Origin of the sequence: Staphylococcus sp. EG-SA-18 (assembly GCF_017151825.1) — a bacterium.
GTDB lineage: Bacteria > Bacillota > Bacilli > Staphylococcales > Staphylococcaceae > Staphylococcus > Staphylococcus aureus.
Genome location: NZ_JACYVY010000007.1, coordinates 1 through 21,361, shown reverse-complemented (window position 1 = coordinate 21,361; position 21,361 = coordinate 1). Strand labels below are relative to the sequence as shown.

Annotated in this window: 16 protein-coding genes; 2 read left to right on the top strand and 14 right to left on the bottom strand. The window is 32.1% G+C overall.

The features are described 5' to 3' along the window. Positions 1–84: 84 nt before the first annotated feature. Positions 85–558 carry a DUF1648 domain-containing protein gene (locus IDG66_RS02420; protein WP_000036329.1) on the bottom strand — a complete coding sequence of 158 codons (474 nt, stop codon included), beginning with the start codon at positions 556–558 and terminating at the stop codon, positions 85–87. A gap of 350 nt (positions 559–908) precedes the next feature. Here IDG66_RS02420 and IDG66_RS02415 point away from each other — a divergent pair, with 350 nt between their 5' ends. Both IDG66_RS02415 and IDG66_RS02410 read left to right on the top strand, forming a co-directional pair. Then, the gene (locus IDG66_RS02415) at positions 909–2,684 is read left to right on the top strand and encodes an oleate hydratase (RefSeq protein ID WP_000291838.1); all 1,776 of its coding nucleotides are present in this window, start codon (positions 909–911) and stop codon (positions 2,682–2,684) included. A 323-nt stretch (positions 2,685–3,007) separates the two neighbouring features. Then, positions 3,008–4,669: a Na/Pi cotransporter family protein gene (locus IDG66_RS02410; RefSeq protein WP_001800966.1), complete on the top strand. Its 1,662-nt coding sequence runs from the start codon at positions 3,008–3,010 to the stop codon at positions 4,667–4,669. A 486-nt stretch (positions 4,670–5,155) separates the two neighbouring features. Here IDG66_RS02410 and norC read toward each other — a convergent pair whose 3' ends face one another. The 13 genes from norC to IDG66_RS02345 all read right to left on the bottom strand — a co-directional run bounded on the left by norC (position 5,156) and on the right by IDG66_RS02345 (position 20,991). After that, the gene (gene norC, locus IDG66_RS02405; RefSeq protein ID WP_001006425.1) at positions 5,156–6,544 is read right to left on the bottom strand and encodes a multidrug efflux MFS transporter NorC; all 1,389 of its coding nucleotides are present in this window, start codon (positions 6,542–6,544) and stop codon (positions 5,156–5,158) included. A 1-nt stretch (position 6,545) separates the two neighbouring features. Then, positions 6,546–7,724: a M20 family metallopeptidase gene (locus IDG66_RS02400; RefSeq protein ID WP_001075820.1), complete on the bottom strand. Its 1,179-nt coding sequence runs from the start codon at positions 7,722–7,724 to the stop codon at positions 6,546–6,548. A gap of 150 nt (positions 7,725–7,874) precedes the next feature. Continuing rightward, on the bottom strand, positions 7,875–10,112 hold the full coding sequence (aryK, locus tag IDG66_RS02395; protein ID WP_001188468.1) for a transcriptional regulator AryK: 2,238 nt from the start codon (positions 10,110–10,112) through the stop codon (positions 7,875–7,877). A 251-nt stretch (positions 10,113–10,363) separates the two neighbouring features. Beyond that, positions 10,364–10,675 carry a hypothetical protein gene (locus IDG66_RS02390; RefSeq protein ID WP_000512631.1) on the bottom strand — a complete coding sequence of 104 codons (312 nt, stop codon included), beginning with the start codon at positions 10,673–10,675 and terminating at the stop codon, positions 10,364–10,366. 3 nt (positions 10,676–10,678) lie between these two features. Further along, a complete protein-coding gene (locus IDG66_RS02385; protein WP_001804823.1) occupies positions 10,679–11,005 on the bottom strand; it encodes a hypothetical protein in 327 nt (108 codons plus the stop codon). Beyond that, entirely contained in the window at positions 11,005–12,381 is a 1,377-nt protein-coding gene (locus tag IDG66_RS02380) for a hypothetical protein (RefSeq protein ID WP_001029555.1), read from the bottom strand. Before IDG66_RS02380 ends, IDG66_RS02385 begins: the two co-directional genes overlap by 1 nt. A 2-nt stretch (positions 12,382–12,383) precedes the next feature. Next, positions 12,384–13,148 (bottom strand): tandem-type lipoprotein, encoded by a 765-nt coding sequence (locus tag IDG66_RS02375; protein ID WP_001793247.1) that lies wholly within the window; start codon positions 13,146–13,148, stop codon positions 12,384–12,386. 278 nt (positions 13,149–13,426) lie between these two features. Further along, complete coding sequence (locus tag IDG66_RS02370) at positions 13,427–14,197, bottom strand: tandem-type lipoprotein (RefSeq protein ID WP_000597213.1); 771 nt, start codon at positions 14,195–14,197, stop codon at positions 13,427–13,429. Positions 14,198–14,248: 51 nt separating this feature from the next. Next, positions 14,249–15,019 carry a tandem-type lipoprotein gene (locus IDG66_RS02365; RefSeq protein WP_000977774.1) on the bottom strand — a complete coding sequence of 257 codons (771 nt, stop codon included), beginning with the start codon at positions 15,017–15,019 and terminating at the stop codon, positions 14,249–14,251. Between the two features lie 220 nt (positions 15,020–15,239). Beyond that, the gene (locus tag IDG66_RS02360; RefSeq protein ID WP_000710575.1) at positions 15,240–16,226 is read right to left on the bottom strand and encodes a phosphatidylinositol-specific phospholipase C; all 987 of its coding nucleotides are present in this window, start codon (positions 16,224–16,226) and stop codon (positions 15,240–15,242) included. 204 nt (positions 16,227–16,430) lie between these two features. Continuing rightward, positions 16,431–16,913: a hypothetical protein gene (locus tag IDG66_RS02355; RefSeq protein WP_000410568.1), complete on the bottom strand. Its 483-nt coding sequence runs from the start codon at positions 16,911–16,913 to the stop codon at positions 16,431–16,433. 56 nt (positions 16,914–16,969) lie between these two features. Beyond that, positions 16,970–20,122, bottom strand: coding sequence for a DEAD/DEAH box helicase (locus IDG66_RS02350; RefSeq protein ID WP_000080559.1), 3,153 nt, complete (start codon positions 20,120–20,122; stop codon positions 16,970–16,972). 266 nt (positions 20,123–20,388) lie between these two features. Further along, positions 20,389–20,991, bottom strand: a complete 603-nt coding sequence (locus tag IDG66_RS02345; RefSeq protein WP_000908953.1) for a hypothetical protein — start codon at positions 20,989–20,991, stop codon at positions 20,389–20,391. Between the last annotated feature and the right edge of the window lie 370 nt (positions 20,992–21,361).

Here is a 21,361-nt window from a genome sequence, read left to right as displayed (position 1 = left end):
TATCATTTTAATTATAAATACTAGATATTATTTATAATAATCTCAGGAATCCGCTTCAAAACTGCATCATGACAGTTTATATTTTTATTGAGAATCTCTCATTTTATGAATTGTAGGAAGTAAACAAAATATGACAAGCGTCAAACCAATGATAATGATAAATATCATATTAAACCATAGTAAATTGAATTGATGATGGTGTTGTATTTGCCAAATTTCTAATACTGTGAAGATAGACATATAGCTCATAATCTCTAAATTTAACGTACTTAAAAATAATTTAATCGCTCGAATTTCACGTGGTGTATGATTATAATGTGACCATTTGGCAAATCGTTCATAGTATCTACCTGCAATGAAAAATATAAGCCAAATCACTATAAATGCGCTATTAATCAAAAGCAGCACCCATTTATCAGCAAAGTTATCAGCATCCCCTGCTAAATTATAATGAATAGGTACTTTGGTTGGTAATTTTGAATAGGTCACTACTGTATAGCACATCATAGCTAAGTAAATAAGTAGACTTAATATTGTAAAAGACCTGATTTTAGACATTCTATCGCCTCTTTCTTTACATTTTATGTATAACACTCTGCCTATTTTACCTTTTAATTACATTACCCCAAACGATTAAACAATATGTAATGATACTATAATTGCGTCAGGAGTATCCGCTTGTTAAATGTGCATAGCTTATATTTACCTGTTTAACATGCCACATAATGATTCGAATTATTCCAAGTCCCGCACCTCAGAATCCAAAAACATTCGAGTGATAAAATTTTAAAAATCAAAAATATAAAAATGATCTAATTTCGTCAAATTTACCAATATAAATACTAATATTTGCAATTCACAAAGGGGTATAGTCTGAGTGTATTCTAATACGAAAGGACTTGGTGGATATGTATTACAGTTATGGAAATTATGAAGCATTTGCGCGCCCTAAAAAACCTGAAAATGTAGAAAACAAATCCGCTTACTTAATCGGATCTGGTCTAGCTTCACTTGCTGCAGCTTGTTTTTTAATAAGGGATGGTCAAATGGAAGGTTCGAAGATTCATATTTTAGAAGAGTTACCTAAAGCAGGTGGTAGTCTTGATGGTGAAAATATGCCTTTAAAAGGCTATGTTGTCCGAGGTGGTCGTGAAATGGAGAACCACTTTGAATGTTTGTGGGACTTATTCAGATCTATCCCTTCATTAGAAATCGATAACGCGTCTGTATTAGATGAGTTCTATTGGCTAAACAAAGAAGACCCTAACTATTCTCGCTGTCGAGTTATTGAAAAACAGGGTCAACGTTTAGTTACCGATGGAGACTTCACTTTGACCAAAAAAGCGATTAAAGAAATTTTAGATTTATGCTTAACGAATGAAGAAGATTTAGATGATGTCAAAATAACAGATGTATTTTCCGATGACTTCTTTAATTCAAACTTTTGGATTTACTGGAAAACGATGTTTGCATTTGAACCGTGGCATTCTGCTATGGAAATGCGTCGCTATCTAATGCGATTCGTTCATCATATTGGTGGTCTCGCAGACTTTTCAGCTTTAAAATTCACTAAATATAATCAATATGAATCTTTAGTATTACCTATGGTTGAATATTTAAAATCGCATGGGGTTCAATTTGAATACGGTGTAAAAGTAGAAGATATTAAAGTAGATGTTACGACAAGTCAAAAAATTGCCCGAGAAATATTAATTCACCGACATGGCAAAGCAGAGTCAATTAAACTGACTGTAGATGATCTTGTCTTTGTGACAAACGGTAGTATTACGGAAAGCTCTACGTATGGTGATAATGATACACCAGCACCACCAACTGACGAATTAGGTGGTAGTTGGACACTATGGAAAAATTTAGCGCGACAAAGTCCTGAATTTGGTAATCCTGATAAGTTTTGCCAAAATATTCCTCAAAAGAGTTGGTTTGTTTCTGCAACATCGACAACAAACAATAAAGATATTATCGATACAATAGAAAGCATTTGTAAACGTGACCCTCTTGCAGGCAAAACGGTTACTGGCGGAATTATTACAATCAATGATTCTGCATGGCAAATCAGTTTTACAATCAATCGTCAGCAACAGTTTAAAGACCAACCTAAAAATGAAATATCTACATGGATTTATGCCTTATATTCAGATGTAAACGGCGATTATATTAAAAAGCCAATCACAGAATGTAGTGGTAATGAAATATGTCAAGAATGGCTGTATCACTTAGGTGTACCAACTGACAAAATTGAAGACTTAGCAAAACATGCATCTAATACGATTCCTGTTTATATGCCATATATTACCTCTTATTTCATGACGCGTGCTATCGGCGACAGACCTTTAGTCGTCCCGCATCAATCACAAAATTTAGCATTTATTGGTAACTTTGCAGAAACAGAGCGAGATACTGTATTTACAACAGAATATTCGGTTCGTACTGCCATGGAAGCTGTTTATCAATTACTAAATATAGATCGTGGTATTCCAGAGGTCATCAATAGTACATTTGATCTTCGCGTCTTAATGGATGCCATATACGAACTGAATGACCATCAAGATTTGCGCGAGATTACTAAAGATTCGAAAATGCAAAAACTCGCATTAGCAGGATTCCTTAAAAAGATAAAAGGTACGTACATTGAGTCATTATTAAAAGAACACAAATTGTTATAACGAGGCACATTAAATCTGTCTATATGGTGATTTCAAATCATGGAGTGGGATAGAAGTGATATGATCACAAACTTTATTTCGTTATCCCACTCACATGATTTTTTTGATGAAACATAATTACATGATTGATTGCATCATTTTGTTAAACAAGTGATTGCAAACCTGCCATTTCACACTGAAAATTTACATAATAAGTGACGATATTTTACAAGTCATATACAAATAACATATATTGTTAAATAATTTTACCTAATCTTAACATTAAATTTACAATTATAAGCGATAATCTAAATATAAAGCTTATTTGAGGTGAAATAATGGAAATGTCGGTTACAGAAGTCATTTTCTCCTTTTTAGGTGGTTTAGGTATTTTCCTTTACGGCTTAAAAATCATGGGAGACGGGCTTCAAGCATCAGCAGGAGACAGGCTACGAGATATTTTAAACAAATTTACATCAAATCCAGTATTAGGTGTTATTGCAGGTATCGTTGTAACTATTTTAATACAAAGTAGTTCAGGTACGACAGTTATCACAATCGGACTGGTAACAGCTGGATTTATGACATTGAAACAAGCCATTGGAGTGATAATGGGTGCTAATATCGGAACAACGGTAACTGCATTTATTATCGGTATAGATTTAGGCGAATATGCAATGCCAATTTTAGCATTAGGTGCATTTTTAATCTTTTTCTTTAAACGCTCTAAAATTAATAACATTGGCCGCATACTATTCGGTTTCGGTTCTCTATTCTTCGGTCTAGAATTTATGGGTGATGCCGTTAAACCTTTAGCATCATTAGATGGATTTAAGCAATTAATGCTTGATATGTCATCAAATCCAATACTTGCTGTTATTGTCGGCGCAGGGTTAACAGCACTAGTTCAAAGTTCAAGTGCGACGATTGGTATTTTACAAGAATTTTATCAACAAGATTTAATTAGCTTAAACGCAGCAATCCCTGTGTTACTAGGCGATAATATTGGTACAACGATTACAGCTATCTTAGCTAGTTTAGCCGGCTCAATCGCTGCAAAACGTGCGGCGCTTGTACACGTCATCTTTAACTTAATCGGGGTAATTATCTTCACAATTTTCTTGCCAGTTGTGATTCATTTGATTAGTTTGTTACAAGATGTATGGCACTTAAAACCAGCGATGACGATTGCAGTATCACATGGTATCTTCAACATAACAAATACTTTGATTCAATTACCATTTGTAGCAGGTTTAGCATGGATTGTTACAAAGCTTGTCCCAGGTAAAGATATTGCTGATGACTATAAACCTCAGCACTTAAACAAAGATCTTGTTTATCACGCACCTGGTGTTGCATTACAAGAAACTCAAAAAGAATTACAAAATGTTGGTCAGATTGTCTTATCAATGTTTGAAGACATTCGCGAAATTACAAAAGACGATAAAAAATTGATCAAAAAGCTTGAACAAAAGCACCAAGCTGTTGAAACAATCAATGATAGCATTCGAAATTATTTAGTTAGAATTTCTACAAAAGCCATAACGAAGGCTGACGTTGAGCGTTTAGCAGTTATGTTTGATGTCAATCGCTCTATTTTAAAAGTAGCAGAGCTAACAGAAGAGTATGTCGCTCAATTAAAACGCCAACATGATGAAGATATTCGCATTACAGAAGATGCACAACGCGGTATGGATAAATTATTCAACCATGTTGCTGAGTCATTTGATAAAGCCATCGACATGTTAGATGTTTATGACAAAACGAAAAAAGATGAAATTGTAGAACGTAGTAGAGAATCATTTAATATTGAACATAAACTACGCAAAGGTCATATTAAACGCCTTAATCGTGGTGAATGTACAACAAAAGGCGGATTACTATATATCGATATGATTGGTGTTCTTGAACGTATCGGTTATCATTCACGAAATGTTTCTGAAGCACTTGTTGGCCTTAACGATGATGTACCTACAGATGAAGAAATTGCAACAACTGAAATTTAATTTTTACTGTCTTATTTATATTCATATTTTTTTAAAATTAGAGATTCAGATGCATGTAAAAAGCCAATCCAACATTCATGGGTTGGCTTTTTTGTTTAGCAAAATTTATTATCTTAAATCGGCTATAAACACTGATATAATAATGCTTCATTAGTATGCGGTAAGCATGACGGACACTGTTCTCGGAGTCTGACCCCGAAACGTTTAATATACACTTTTACACGTCGCCTTCATTGAAGCGAATAGCCATTATCTTCACATTAGATATAGTTCCTTCTATATAAATGTCCAAATTTTTAGAACAACACAATAAATAACCATCCACCTAACTTATCAAAAGTTTAAGTGGATGGTTTTTCATTTATATTTATATTAGTGTTAATCCAATCATAGATTTATCTATATGCACTGCTCTATACATTTCCTCATTTAATTTGCTTTACTTTCATTTATATCATTATCAAAACACTTGGCGTGTCATCGTTATTATTTCGCATCTTTGACACGTTTATCATCATTAGGAATCGCGAATAAAATTGCGATAAATGCCATGATTCCCATTAATACGTTAACCCAAAGTGCAATCATCGCACCTGTATGAATGCTAGTTGCAGCAACTGCACCGGCATATACTGCACCACTAATTGCGACACCGAATGCACCACCAAGTGATGAAGCCATTTTATAAATACCTGAAGCAACGCCAACTTTATCTAACGGTGCATTCGAAATAGCTGTATCTGTAGAAGGTGTTGCATAAATACCTAAGCCTAGTCCGAAACATAAATATCCTACGACACAACTAATAACATAAAATATGCCTGGTAAGAATACTAATGAAATAAGTGCAATACCAATGACCACAATGAATGTACCTAATAACATTGGTCGCTTAGAACCCATTTTTTGTAATAATTTTTCACCAACTCGAATCATCAATAACACCATGATTAAATAAGTAATTGATAAGTATCCTGCCTGCAATGCTGTATAACCTAAACCTTGTTGCACGAATGTATTCGCTACAATTAATGTACCTGCAACACCGTTTAATAAGAAGTTCGAAATCGTTGCACCTGTATATGGTTTATTTTCAAATAATTTAAAATCAATAAGCGGATTATCTACTTTTTTCTCAACTTTTAAGAAAATAAAGAATGCTACAATTACGATTGCAATTAAACCAAAGAACCATAATGATGTGTAACCAAGTGCTGCACCTTTAGTAATGACAACGTTTAAACTTAGCAACATAACTACTAGAACAATTAGCCCTGCAACGTCAAATTTATGTGTATTGGTAACTTCTGATTTCGTTTCAGGCGTCCCTTTGATGAGTAACATTGAAAGTACGGCAACGATAATTGAGAAGATGAAAATCCATCTCCAACCCATAGTTGTCGCAACTGCCCCACCGAAGAGTGAACAGATACCACTTCCACCCCAAGAACCGATAGACCAGTAGCTTAAGGCGCGCTGACGTTCAGCACCCTCATAATAAGTTTTCATAATGGCCAATGTGGAAGGCATAATACACGCTGCTGATACGCCTTGTATAATACGACCTAAAATTAATAATGCCGGTAAATTCGTAATAATAATTAATGCTGAACCAATAATACTTAACAATAAACCGATATTCGTCATTTTCACGCGCCCAATTTTATCTGCTAGGCCGCCTGCTCCAACAACAAACATGCCTGAAAATAGTGCGGTTAGACTTACCGCAATACTAATTGTTCCCATGTCTGCACCAAAACTTTGTTGTAAATTTGGTACAACATTTACAAGTGATTGTGCAAACAACCAAAATGTAATAACACCTAATACAATACCTAAGATTAACTTGTTGCCCCCGCGATACGTTTCATTCATGTTAGTTATCTCCTTTAAGGTAATCTAAAACAACTGTCCCTACAGCTTCTGCCGAAATAAGTAATGATTTTTCTGAAATGTTAAATTTAGGATGATGATGTGGGTAAATTTCACCATCTTCCACAGCTGCACCTGTATAAATAAAGGCACTTGGACGTTCTTTAGCATAGTATGCAAAGTCTTCTGAAGGTGGTTGTGGTTCACATATTTCGACACCAAAATCAAGGTTTGCTTCTTTTAACGTCTTAGCCACGTACTCAGTAAACTCTGGATCATTATATAATGCAGGATAATCATCGTTATATTCTAATGTGCAAGTTACACCATACAATGCTTCTAATCCTTTTGATAAACGTTTAATTTCTGTTTCAATTGTTGCTTTTGTAGCATCTGTTAATCCACGTACATCACCTTCAATTTCAACAACATCTTTAATGACATTGAATTGACCTTTACCGTCAAATGAACCGATTGTGACAACACCGGTTTCAAATGGACTTAGTCGTCTAGATACAACTGTTTGTAACGCTGTGACGAAGTAGCTACCTGCAACAATGGCATCATTGGCCATATGGGGTGATGAACCATGACCACCTTTACCTTGAACTTTCAATTTGAAAAATGCGCGTCCTGTTTGAACATAACCAGGTCTGTAATACACATTACCTGTTTTCATTGTGCTCATGACGTGTACACCTAATACATGATCAACACCGTCTAATACACCATTTTCAATCATTGCTTTAGCACCACCTGGTGGTACTTCTTCAGCTGGTTGATGTATCACAACGACTTTTCCTGTAAAACTATCTTTCATTTCAGCAAGCGTCTCTGCTAATACAAGCATGTATGCTGTATGTGCATCGTGACCACATGCGTGCATAACACCTTTATTTTGTGATGCAAAAGATAATCCTGTATCTTCAGTAATAGGTAATGCATCAAAGTCTGCACGGATTGCTAATGTTTTACCAGGTTTCCCTGAATCAATCGTTACTTTAATTCCACGTGGTCCGATATTCGTTTCTACTTCCACATCTTTACCTTTGTAAAATTCAGCGATGTATTTCGCCGTTTCATCTTCATGAAAAGATAATTCTGGATGCTGATGTAAATAACGTCTGATCTCAATCATTTTGCCTTCTTTAGATTTTAAAGTTTCAATTAATTGTTGATTCATATCCTTCATCTCCTTAGTTACATCATAAATGATTAATCATTATTTATATTGCCAACAACAGAGATGTTAACCATTAATTTTTTGCAATTTTAGCTTTGAATATAAAAAATCACAAATTATGTATATCAAAATTTGTGATTTGTGATCATTTTATGAACTTGGGTAACGTTTTACTTCAATTAAGTGAATCCCATTCGTAATCATTTTAATGTTTAATGCCAGTGTGTCCGTGATATCTATATCATATACTTCTAATTTCGGAAAACTCATTCGATTAACGTAATCTATAGAGTCCTTGTCCATGCCATGTATCGTATGATGTTTGCGCCAAAGATTAAATAACGCACCATTTTCTTTATCTAAGGTAAAATGTTTAATCTTATACATACCTTCTTCCAAGGCATTAATGTTCAAATGGATCATTTCCGTTGCACGCATATTCATTTGATTGTCCAACGCTAAGTACGGATTAAAATGCTTTGCATCATATAACAATATTTGAAAATTTGAATCAGTTCCCGTGACAATACATGTATCATCAGAATACAAAATATTGCTTGTTAATTTATTAAATAGCAATGCCGTGAAATAGACCGGACGTTTTCCATTATATTGATGAAACAGTTCAATAGAATTCATATAATCCCGTTCATTTTTACAATGACTAACGTGCAAATCATAATTCAACCAATACCCGATACCCTCTACTTTAGAGCTTAACTTTAATAACTGCTCAATGATGATACCACCTCTAAAATATTCGCCGTTGGTTATAAATGTATCACCCGTCAATGTATTCCAATTGAGTAAAATGAGTGGACGCTTTAGGTTATGACGATGTATTAAGTCGATAAAGTAATTCGTTTTATTAATAATCATTTGACTCGCGGTTTTAAATTCATCATCATTCATTTTATTAAAATCAACAGCATCATTTGAATTGGCATCAAATACAAAATGGTCGATGTGTGGCTCAAGTCGTTTCAACAATGGTAGATGTCTTTCCGTAGCTTGATCTAAGTGAATGTACAAGCCACCATTAGGGAATAACGCTTTAAAATAATCAATCATTTCAATCAAAGCATTGTGCAATGTCGTCACATACAAGTTGAACTTCAAATCTTTTCTATGACTGACATGCAGGGCAACGTGATGGATAAATACTTTGAATGCATCGATATAATCTCGTGAGTCATACTGATTCAAATGCATGGTTAGACTAAAATTATGATCTAATAAAAAGTCTAAACACAAATCGATATCATAAAATATATTCGAAATCTCTGCATCATACGTGAATGGCGCATTGAGCTTTTTCATAATATATGGCATCACATCATATGCTAATACTTCATTGACTTGAAAATCATGATGACATGTAAGCAACTGTGATTGATACTGTGTATTGAGCAAATTCCTCAAATAGCCCACTTGAATAATATGATTAAATTGATTTAGTTGTTGATTAGTTGGTTTAAAGGCAATCTCTTTATAGTTCATCTTTTCAATATCTTCAATGAAATGATTCATTTCTTCAATGTAGTCATTTAAAAGTAATATCAATTCACGGTCGTGATAATTATGTTGTGCCGATTGTTGATTTTCAGTGATTGCTGGACGATCACCTCGATATTGTTTAGGCGTTTGATGCGTAAAGTGTTTAAATGTTCTCGCAAAGCTCGCTGCACTTGAAAAGCCATTTTGCAATGCAATATCAGTAATCGTTTCATCTGTGTATGTTAAATCGAGTTTCGCATGCTCAATTCGCGTCGTATTTAAGAAATGTTGGAATCCTACACCTAGCGATTCTGTAAACTTTTTAGACAGATGGCTCTCTGACCACCCAACGTATTCGCTTAATTCTGAAAGGCTTAAATCTTCATGAAAATGTAACTCGATATAGTCGCATACTTGATTCACTTTATCATCATTTAAGATACTTTGGTTCGAATGATATGTACGCGGGACATAATGAATCATATGCATAAGCAACTGAATCACAAGTTGTTGCTCAGTCAATTTAGACAACTCATTATGTCGAATGTGTGTTGAAACCAGTCTTGCCATTATATTTCTCAGTTGATGTATATTCTTGGTTGTGGTCGCATCTGTTAAGTGAAAATATAGACAATGCGCATCATCAAACTTGTCTGCCAAATATTTCATTTGGAATTGGATATAACATATGATGCCATCTTGTTGAAGTTGAAATCGATACAAGTCACGGTGGTTAATGATGAAAATGTCGCCACTGTTGCATTGCGTCATGTTATTTTCATCATAAATATGTGCCTCACCTTTAATAACAAAACCAATCATTAAACCATTGAGCCTTTTGAAATCTGGCATGCTTTCAGTTTCTACTCGAATTAAATAATCACGTTGCATACTATCCCTCAATTCAGTAATATGAATACGTTTATTTTACATTATTTTACAGCAATATATTTGAAATTCGTGTTGAATCGTGTGGGAGGCAGGAGGTTATTTATCCTCACTTGGTTCAAGATGTAGGTTAGCAGCAATTTTGTTTACTATTAAAAATAACCATCCTTTACGAATGGTTATGACTTCTTTTAATCATATTTATATGGATTTTTTAGTTCGTTGTTGGTTTGAAAAAGTATGTGACAATTCAACTAATTCATTATTTTTTTAAGCTCATTGCCTAATTTATCTAAGTCTTGCATGGCTTTATTAACCCAATCACCTTTAGCTACATTTTTAAAATCACTCTTAAATGTATGGCCATGATTAATTAACTGATTGATCAATTGCTTTTCAGATTTTTTCATTTTACTTTTATTTTCACGATGCTTTTCATCATGTTCAGGTGCGATGACTGTTGTGATTAGTTTTTTTTCCTGTCTTTTTTTCAAATCACCTACCATCCAACTATCTCCTAGTAAAGGGTCAGACATAGGATTAGATAACGGATCAGGGATTCCCATAAGCTACTTCGCCTCCATTATTTTTTCAGATTGCTGTATATATTCTCTTCTTATTTCTTCTTTATAATCTTCTAACTTTAACTCTTTTTGTCTAATATAAGTATCTGCTTCATAATCAAATTCTTCAACTAGTCGTCTCACCTTAGCATTTGACTCTTCACTATAGTTCATTTTATTCTTTAAATACAAAAATGCATCATAACTTTGTTCATTTTCTCTTCTAAGGTGATATTTTAAATCACTAAGATTTTGTATCTCCCTTTCAATACGTTTCAACTCTATTTCATATGCATTTTCAAGATCATCTATTTTCTTGTATTCTTCAAACATCATATTAAATCACCTATTTGCCCTGCCAATTGTTGATCCTTAGCAACTATTTCATTAATACTTTTTTCGATTTGCTGTAAATACGAATTATATTTCTTAGATAAGTCCGTAATTTTATTTAGTTTGTCTTTTATTTCATTATGTGGTTCGGTAGCAAGTTTACTTTCATTGACACCACCGTTATCTAATGCACTTACCTTTTCTGGGTATGAAAGATGTTTACCTACAATATCACTAGCTTCTTGTGCGTCTTTCCAATTTGCTTCAAATTTCTCATCCATAAGATTGAACATATTTTTCAACTGCTGAAGTTCTTGGTCAACCATTTTACTTAGTCCTTCAGCTACCGAAAATGCCACTAAAGTTTCAAGCAATTTTTGTTGAGAAGACGAGAGGGCGCCACCGTTCGTTTGCAGTAACTTCGATTTGATTTCATCTATTTTACCGAGTTTTTTCTCAGTATTTTTTTTCAAAGCCTTAAATGCTTTGTCATTTGCATCGCGATATCCTTTTACTAACATTAGTTCTTCGATTATTTCACGTTGTTCTTTTTCTCCTAAAAAATTCTCCATCGCATGGCCCTGACCATTGTTTATACGTAACACATCACCACAAGTTAAATGATCTGTACGCTTCACTAAATAGTCTAATCCATCCTTTTGAGTTATAACCTTAGTAATATCTCCATCATAATTATCCATTAACTCTTTTAAATATTTTTCATCTGGAAATGTCGTATTTCTAAACAATTGACCACCAAATTTATTACGAATGCTTTTTACTTCTAACGGAGCAGGATTGTATGCCACAACATTTTTGATGTTATAACGAAGCCCAAGAAAGATAGCATCTCTCCCTCCTAAAGAATGACCAGTAACGGTATCAATTTCGTACTTTTTTTGTAAATTCTCAATAAACTGCTGTGTATTTGCAAAATGTTTTCCTTTATAATTGACCATTCCTACTCCAATGGCTAAATCCGCTACACCATCCTTCATAGTGCCTCGTACATCTTTCATATCTTGCTTAGAGGGTGGGAATAATAACGGAGACATCGAACTAAGTGCTACTCTTTTAAGTTGATCGCCGTGAAAGTTTGTACCAGCCATTCCAACAGTAACTTTACCTGTATCTTTATTTAAAAATGCCGTTGCCGTGGTCCCCGTACTGGGGTCTGTATAACTATCTATGTAGTCTAAGTTTTTAGGAAAATTCCCACCCTTTTTTAATTTAGTAATTTGCCCTCTAATTTTTTCATTATCTAAATTATTATCATTTGCATTTTCTATTTCATAACTAATATTAGATATTGCGCTAGTTTCTTCCGAATTACTTGTTATTTTTCCAGGATCAATTTCATATTCTGCTTTAGCCATAATTATACTTCTCCACTTTTTTTATAATCTAAGCTATCACTAAAGTATATATTTTTACCTTTTTCCTCTACAAAAGTAAATTCTATATTTTTATATCCAACTGATGAACCTTTTAAGTTCCCTGACCCTTTTAACAATAACTTTGGCGCTTTATTCGTCGGTATATCATATCTTTCACGTAATTGTTTTACATTATAATCATCATTAGTTAGTTGATATTTCGCTGAATAAATCGGGGCTTCTGGATTATATGAAATATCTCCGTCTTTATAATTTTTCAAATCTTTAAAGTTGCCATATTGAACAAAGAACTTAAAGTTTTTGATTTCTGTTTTTATGTTTTCATCTTTAATTTCTTTTGTTGGAATAACTTTATTATCAATCATTTTAACTGGGTACCTTTTTTCATTCTCTTGGGGTCTTCCGTCTTTATCATTCTTTATTGCATTTACATAATAATATCCTTTTGTTGTTTTTGTATTTCTATTCATGTATAAGACCATACCTTTAATTTTCAAAGCTTCTCCCTTATTTTGAGTCGCCATTTCAGAATTAATAATCCATGTGCCTTTATCTTTTTTATCAAATTGATCATCACGATATCCTTCTTTATCGTATAAATCTTCTAGATTTTTAATCGGATACATACTCAACGTTTTTTCAAAACTTTTTTTAATTTCCGCTTCTTTACCCATGCCACAACCCCCAATAAAAATTGTTAAAAATAGAAAACTAATACATAAAACTATTTTTTTTAAACGCTTCACCGTATCACAACTCTCTTCTTTTTATATGATTTGCTTTTGTGAATTACATATTTTCAACGTTTTATAACACATTTCACTTTAATATTATCAAAAATTATACAAGCAATCTATTAAATTTAAAATATTGTTATTTATTTAGGTTAATACCTATTTTGAAATAACATACGTTGTTAATTACTTATAATTTGACTATTCTCATATATTTGATGTTGCGCTAGTTTCTACAAAATTACTTGTTATTTTTCCGGGTTCGATTTCATACTCTTTATTGGTCACGTTTATTTATCCTCGCTCGGTTTAAGATGTAGACTATCAGTAAAGTAAATATTTTCATTTTTATTCTCTAAAAAAGTAAATTCAATTTTTTTATATCCAACTGATGAACCTTTTAAATTCCCTGTACCTTTCAACAACAGCTTCGGCGCTTTATTTGTTGGTATGTCATATCTTTTACGTAATTGTTTTACATTATAATCATCATTAGTTAATTGATATTGAGCTGAATAACTCGGCACCTCTGGATTATATGATATATCTCCATCTTTATAATTCATTAAATCTTTAAAATTGCTATATTGCGCAAAAAACTTAAAGTTTTCGATTTCTTTTTTTATGTTTTCTTCTTTAACTTCCTCAGTAGAAATGAATTTATTATTAATCATTTTAACTGGATATTTTTTTTGATTATCCTGAGCTACTTCGTATTTCTCCGTCTTTATTTCATTAGTATAGTAAAATCCTTTTGCACTTCTTGTATTTCTATCTATCTTCAAAAGCATGCCTTTTATTTTTAGAGCTTCTCCTTTATTTTGAATTGCCATTTGAGAATTTACAATCCATGTTCCCTTATCATTTTTATCAAATTGATCATCACGATATCCTTCTTTATCGTATAAATCCTCTAGATTTTTAATCGGATACATACTCAATGTTTTTTCAAAACTTTTCTTTATTTCCGCTTCTTTACCCATGCCACAACCAGCAGTGATACTAATGACTAAAAACAGAAGACTAATACCAAGCACTAATTTATTTACACGTTTTATCATTTCATCACTCTCTTTTTCCGGGATTGATTTCATATTCTGATTGAGCCATGATTATACATCTCCGCTTTTTTTATAATCTAAGCTATCACTAAAGTATATATTTTCTTCTTTTTTCTCTACAAACGTAAATTCAATATCTTTATATCCAACTGATGAGCCTTTTAAATTCCCTGAACCTTTTAACAATAACTTTGGAGCTTTACTCGTCGGTATATCATATCTTTTGCGTAATTGTTTTACATTATAATCATCATTAGTTAATTGATATTTAGCCGAATAACTCGGCACCTCTGGATTATATGAAATATCTCCGTCTTTATAATTTTTCAAATTTTTAAAGTCGCCATATTGAACAAAGAACTTAAAGTTTTCGATTTCTTTTTTTATTTTTTCATCTTTAATTTCTTTTGTTGGAATGATTTTATTATCGACCATTTTAACCGGATATCTTTTTTCATTGTCGTGCGGTTTTCCTTCATCCTCGTCCTTAGTCACATCGACATAGTAGTAACCATTTGTTGTTTTGGTATTTCTATTCATATATAGAACCATGCCTTTAGCTACCATATCTTCATTATTAGGTTGAATAACCATTTCAGAATTTATAATCCATGTACCTTTATCATTTTTATCAAACTGATCATCACGATAGCCTTCCTTATCGTATAAATCCTCTAGATTTTTAATAGGGTACATACTCAATGTTTTTTCAAAGCTTTTCTTAACTTCCGCTTCTTTACCTATGCCACAACCAGCAGTGATACTAATGACTAAAAACAGAAAAATAATGCCTAACACTAATTTGTTTAATCGTTTCATCATCTTACAACTCTCTTCTTTTTAAAATGATTTGTTTTTGTTAATTACATATATTTATCAATTTATAACACTTTTTCACTTTAATATTATCAAAAATTTCACAAACAATCTGTTCAATTTATAATATTGTTGAATTATTACTTATTTTCAAAATAAAAACGAGTAGTGAAAATAATTAGAATCTAACTATTTTCATACTCGTCTTAATATCATTATTGAATCCTTATTTATTACTATCTATAATTTCACTTACGATATCATCATATCCAGGCCACGTATATCCTGCATAGTCAACAATCAGCCAACCCGTTCTAGCTTTCCCATTTGCTTTAATCGTTTTTGCAATTTCAGGATTTATATGTGATGCATAGTTATAAGTACTATTAAATGCGCTGCCTCCAGACGCTACACTCAAGAAATTCAAATATACATTGTCTTTGTTACTATCCGTTTTAGCTTTAGCCAATAAATTTTTAACAGCTTCAACTTTTTTATCATAGTAATCTTTATACTCATCTTGTACTTTTAAATTTAAGCTACCATTATTAATTTTCGTTTCAAATGTCGCATTGTCTGCCCATTGAATACCTGACGTGTCAGCACCATAACCACTTTTTATGTACGTACCCCCCATTCTATTGAATAGGACAATTTTACCTTTCGTTTCTTTTAAAGTAGGATTCGCATTACTTCCTGTGTAAAAAAGATTCTGATATTGCGGGTTATTATAATAATATTCTCTAAAAATTTCTTCAAATGTCTTCGTAACTTTAGAATCGCTATCGTAGTCCTTTTTCATAGACATCACAATTGTTTCGTTTGGATAAGCACTCAAGTAATATTTAGCATCATCGAGAAATTTTCCTAATTCATGATGCAAATAAACCATGCCGTGATGAACTGAAATCATATTATCAGCACTTGCTCTACCTCTAATATCAAAAAACCTGACTCCCGACTTCATTTGGGTAAGGTAATCTTTATCTTGAGTCTTTGCCCAAACTGATTTTACTGGATCCTTTAAAGTGAATGAGCCACTATCATGTGAACCCGGTATATTAATCTCAGTTAAATGTTTTCCATCATCAAGTTTACTCATCCAATTTTCTGGACTTTTACTCAACGAATCTGACGCATGTGCTGAATGATACCAACCACTCATCACTACTAAAATGATACTTAAAAACAAAGTCTTAATACACTTTTTCATAATATCAACTTCTTTCTATATTTAATACATTAATTATACATCTTTTTTAAATAAAAATATGTGTAAAATTTTAAAACTTATTTAATTGATGTTTTAATAATGTATTATAGAAATTATTGACATATGATTAAAAACCCTTAGGATAGTTCTTTACATATATAAGTTAAAAAAGGAGCTAGCTTTATAATCGCCAGCTCCTTATCGTTATCTTTTATCTTCCATTGTGTAACATACGAGGCCAAATATAATACCACCTATGCTCCAAACGATTAAATCACTTCTAGTATTTCCTAAGTCAGTGAAACCGTATATATCAGCTACAGTACCTGCTGTCAGCGCCAATGATGTAAATAAAATTGCTACTAAAATTGATTTTAGTTTAACGAAATCCTTACTATTTTTCTTATTTTCTTTATCTTTGCCACGCTTAACATCGTACGCTTTCAAGAAACGCAGTCCAATTAGTGCTTCAATTAAAATCAAAACGATGATGATTTGAGTGGTGATTGATAGTTTAGGCTCCAAAATGTGAATGAATATGTTAGAAATTACTAACGCAAGCAAAACGAGCATTGAATATGCATATAAAATGATAAATTTTGCCCCTTTTAATTCTTCAGTTGTTTCATTCTTGTCTGTTTGAGATCCACTTATTGCATTTAATATCCAGTTGTTAAATTTCTCCATTATTCAATTTTGCTCCTTTTAAAATGTATAACTTCCTCTATATACTTTTTTGTATGTTATTTTACATTTCTTTCTTTAAAAATCGTCTCATAAAATGGTTTCATCTGTATTCTTTGCATGTCGCCAATTACATAAAACTCTTTCTTAGCTCTTGTCACTGCAACGTTTAACAAGTTTGGTTTTTCGCATGACCAGTTCACAGCACCATCTTGGGTATTATCAGTACCTATTACAAAATACACCTTCTGAGCCTCTTTACCTTGAAAAGTATGAACAGTACCAATGGATTTATCGACCCATTGATTAATTTTTGTACGTTCAATATCAATTCTAGTCGGTAGTTGTTGCTTTAACATACGTTTAATCTGTTGCTGTACTGCTGAAAAAGGCGATATTACAAATGAGCTCGGTTCATTTTTACCTTCCTTAATTGCTTCAATCCAATCATCAGCTAATAATCCCACTACTTTTTCACCATGCTCTTTCACAAATTGTTTTTGAACTGCGTTTCCTTTAACGTCATACCAACCTGTTTTACCTACTTTTGTAATATTACTTGGCAACACCATTTTATTATTATAAGCGATTTGGTTAGCTATCGTGAACATAGGTTTTAAACATCGTCTGTGCACCCATAAAGGTATGCCTATCCAGGTTTTTTGATTACTATCAGTAGCATCAGATTTCCAAAAACCATATTGATTGGCGTTGTCTGCAACAGACTGCACAGAAGCTTCTTTAGAAACTAGATATTCCGGAACATGATAATTTTTACGAATGTTATCAATTAAATGACTTTCTAAAGTCACAACCGGTTCTATTTGAATCGGATCACCTACAGCTACAACTTTTTTTGAACGATATAATGCTCCCACAGCTGCTTGAGGTATTGCTTGTCCTGCTTCATCAATAAATAAGTAGTCTATGAAATCTTTTGGTATGCCCCCATACATAGATTTAAAGCTTGCAAACGTCGTACTAACTACTGGAAATATTAAATGCATCACATTCCATGCGTTGTGTACTTTATCTGGATTTGCATCAATTAATTTCCTTCTATCTTTAAAATCATTAATCGCATAATAAATAGTTGTATTATTAGCAATCAATAATAATTTATGCAATATCATTGCTCTTAAAAAGAGCATGGCACGTCTGTATTGAAGTTCGTCACTCGTCCACAGATTAGTAACTTGGCGCTCATCATAATTGTTGTCACTCCAAAAATCTTTTTCTGGAATTGTAATTTTTGACTCAATACGATATGCTTCTAACTCTTGTAACTGTGAATTTAACTCGTCTAATTGCAACTGTACTTTAGTTAATTGTTTAATTAATTTCTCTTTTTCTTTTAGTTTGCTAACAAGGTCTTCATGTTTGTTTTTTTTACATTTCTCTAACTCTAACTGTTGTGTTAATAATTGTTGCTTCTCTTTATTATGATCTTTATAGCTTTCATCTTCTTCTGAATTAAACATCGCTTTCAGTTTGTTAATAAAACCTTTGTTGCTTTCTTTGATGGATTTAATTAACTCATTTAAAGTTTCTATTTGCTTAACAATATAATTAATTCGATTATCCAAATCTTCTATTTCTTTATTGTCTCGTAACGTTTCATTATCTAAATGATATACCTGTTCTTCAATACTTGTTTTTTCACTATTAATAACCTGTTCAATCTTAGAGAAAGACTCACAATTTTTATAAACATCATATGCTCTAATAGATTCTTCTTTTAACATTTCAACATGCCTCAACTCTTCTAAAAATGCACGTTGATGTGATTGCCATTCACTCATTAACTCGTTATAACTCATACGATTATTCTCATTTTGTAGTAATTTAGCAAAGCCAATATCATTCGCATCTTGTTTTAACATATGACTCAATACTTGGTTAATATTAGTACTTTTACCAAAAACTCCAGAAAATAAGCCCCAGGCACTTTCACCAATCAAATCTTCAGCTATTTCAGCAAAATCTTTTAATTCATGTGCTAAATTTGCATAATTCTGTTCATATTTAGGGAATTTACATTTTTCGGGATTTCTTATAATTTCTTCAATTTTCGGTAAATCTTTAGATATATTTTCAACAGCTCCATTATTACTAGATGCGACTACCATCTTATATTTGGCAATAGATTCCTTTAGTAAGTATACGTATTTATCATCCGTTTCATGAATTTTTGTTTTGACAAATGCATCTTTAGGATTATTTAGTTTAGCTAACTCTTTACCTCTTTCAACTACTAGATGAGCAAATATATCTTTTAATAAAGTAGTCTTACCTGTACCTGGTGGCCCATTAACTGAACTTATTCTTTCATTACCACTCGTAATTTGGTTTACAGCAAGTTGTTGCATTAAAGACAATCTAAACTCAGTCTGTGATGGCCATCGTCCATCAGGCAAACGTGAAGGATGTAAAAATTTGTCAAACATTTCTTTATTTTCATCTACTTCTATGCGCTGACTTTCTTCTACACCTTCAATGTAATCAATTAAAGTTTGGTTGGGAGATTTTCTTGCTTTCTCAATATCACTTATGAAGAAGCTGTTAAATTCCGGCTGTGGTAAATCACTATCTTTCACATATTCTATTGCTACATAATGTCCAAATAATCCATCTTTCTTTGAATTTAATACAGAAAAGTACTCATCATAAGCTTTGTCCATCTTCTTCAATTTAAATTCATTAATTGGTTCATCTGCTAAAATTTCTTTTACTTTTTGAACAAATTTTTCAACAGAATCATTAAATTTTTCTTCTATATTGGCATTTTTGTTCTTTTCAATTTCTTTTAATGCACTCATAATCATCGGAATATGTATAGAATCAACTATCACTTTGCCGTGTTTATCTGTGTTAAATGTGTAACCATAACAGTGTGTCCCATTTGGATTATGAATCTCAGAATAATCATCAAAAATATCCTGAATTTTCAAATTAATTTCATTATAGCGGAAGCAATGTCTATAAAATTTAAATATAAGTTCCCCAGTCTCTGATTTTTCTTCTGATATAATAAAGCGTTCAGCATTCCATATTTCAAAATATTCATCAAAACTTTGAAGTTGTGCTTGCTTTGCACCATTTTTAAAATGTTCAGCTGAGAGTATATCTTCCGCTGTAAAATTTACTTCTCCTGGACTTAAAGATTCAATTAACAACCAAGCCGATAACGTATCATTTAGCAATTGACTCATGAAATCCCACCTTGTTCCCTGTTTGTTTTTTACTTAATGCCATTTTAACAAATAATTTAATCATATTAGTGTTTTTTCAAAAATATTCATATATTATCATTACCATATTTATTCAACAAATGTTTGTAAAATCCTCACTAATAAAATTAATCGATATGACCATAATTCATTATCCAATAAATGACTATAAAAATTTCTTCTATGCCTTCATTTCCAACTAAATTTGAACATCAAAAAAGAGCACTCCTGAATGAGCACTCCCTTAATTATCTTTCCATTATATTTGTATTGTCGACGGTTTCGATTTCTTTATTTTTATTTGTAGCTTTTTTCGCAACAATTAACAACGTTGAAAGTACTGCTAAAGCTAAATAAGCATAACCGCCCGCTTGTTTCATTACAAAACTACCGTAATAGTATCTTACGCCACCTTCGTCCATATAAATTTTCGTAGTGTGAACCAAAACTAGAGATAAGCCTAGACAAATTGACAAACCAATCGTAGTGTAAACCATGTATTTTTTAAATGTCTGTTTTTTCTTTTTTTGCTTATAAAACGGTAGAAAACATAATCCATATGGCATTAAAAAAATGATACCTGCAATACCAAAGGTAAGTATGACAAGCCAAAAAAGTAACGCTGATACTATATAATATAGATAAAATTGAGAAATACCCGCCGTAGCCAAGATTAGAAATAAAAAAGTAGTAGCGAATTTATATGTCTCACTTACTTTATTAACTTGGTTAAAAAAGTTATCAATTGCTTTATTCTTTTTTGAAATATGTACTATACCTTCTATAATCATCCAAATAATACCACCAATAACTAACAAAGCAAAAACTGGGATTACAAGACTAATTAACATATCGTTCACCTGCTCACCTCTATTTTCAAACAATTATGATTGAATTGAATCATTCTAATTTTTGTAAAGTTACTTGTTTAATTTATTATATTTATTAACTCTATGATAACAAAAATACTGTTTGTGTATAACAATAAATTGAGATACTCAATAATTTGATAATGTGAAATTGATACTTTTCAAAATAGTTGAATATGACAATTAATGATTAGTTTTGCAATGGTGCTATAATCAATATTTAGCAGTTAGATAAAGTCCGTATAATTGTGTAAAAGTAAAAAGGCCATATAACAGTCCTTTTACGGTACAATGTTTTTAACGACAAAAACATACCCAGGAGGACTTTTACATGACCCAAGTACATTTTACA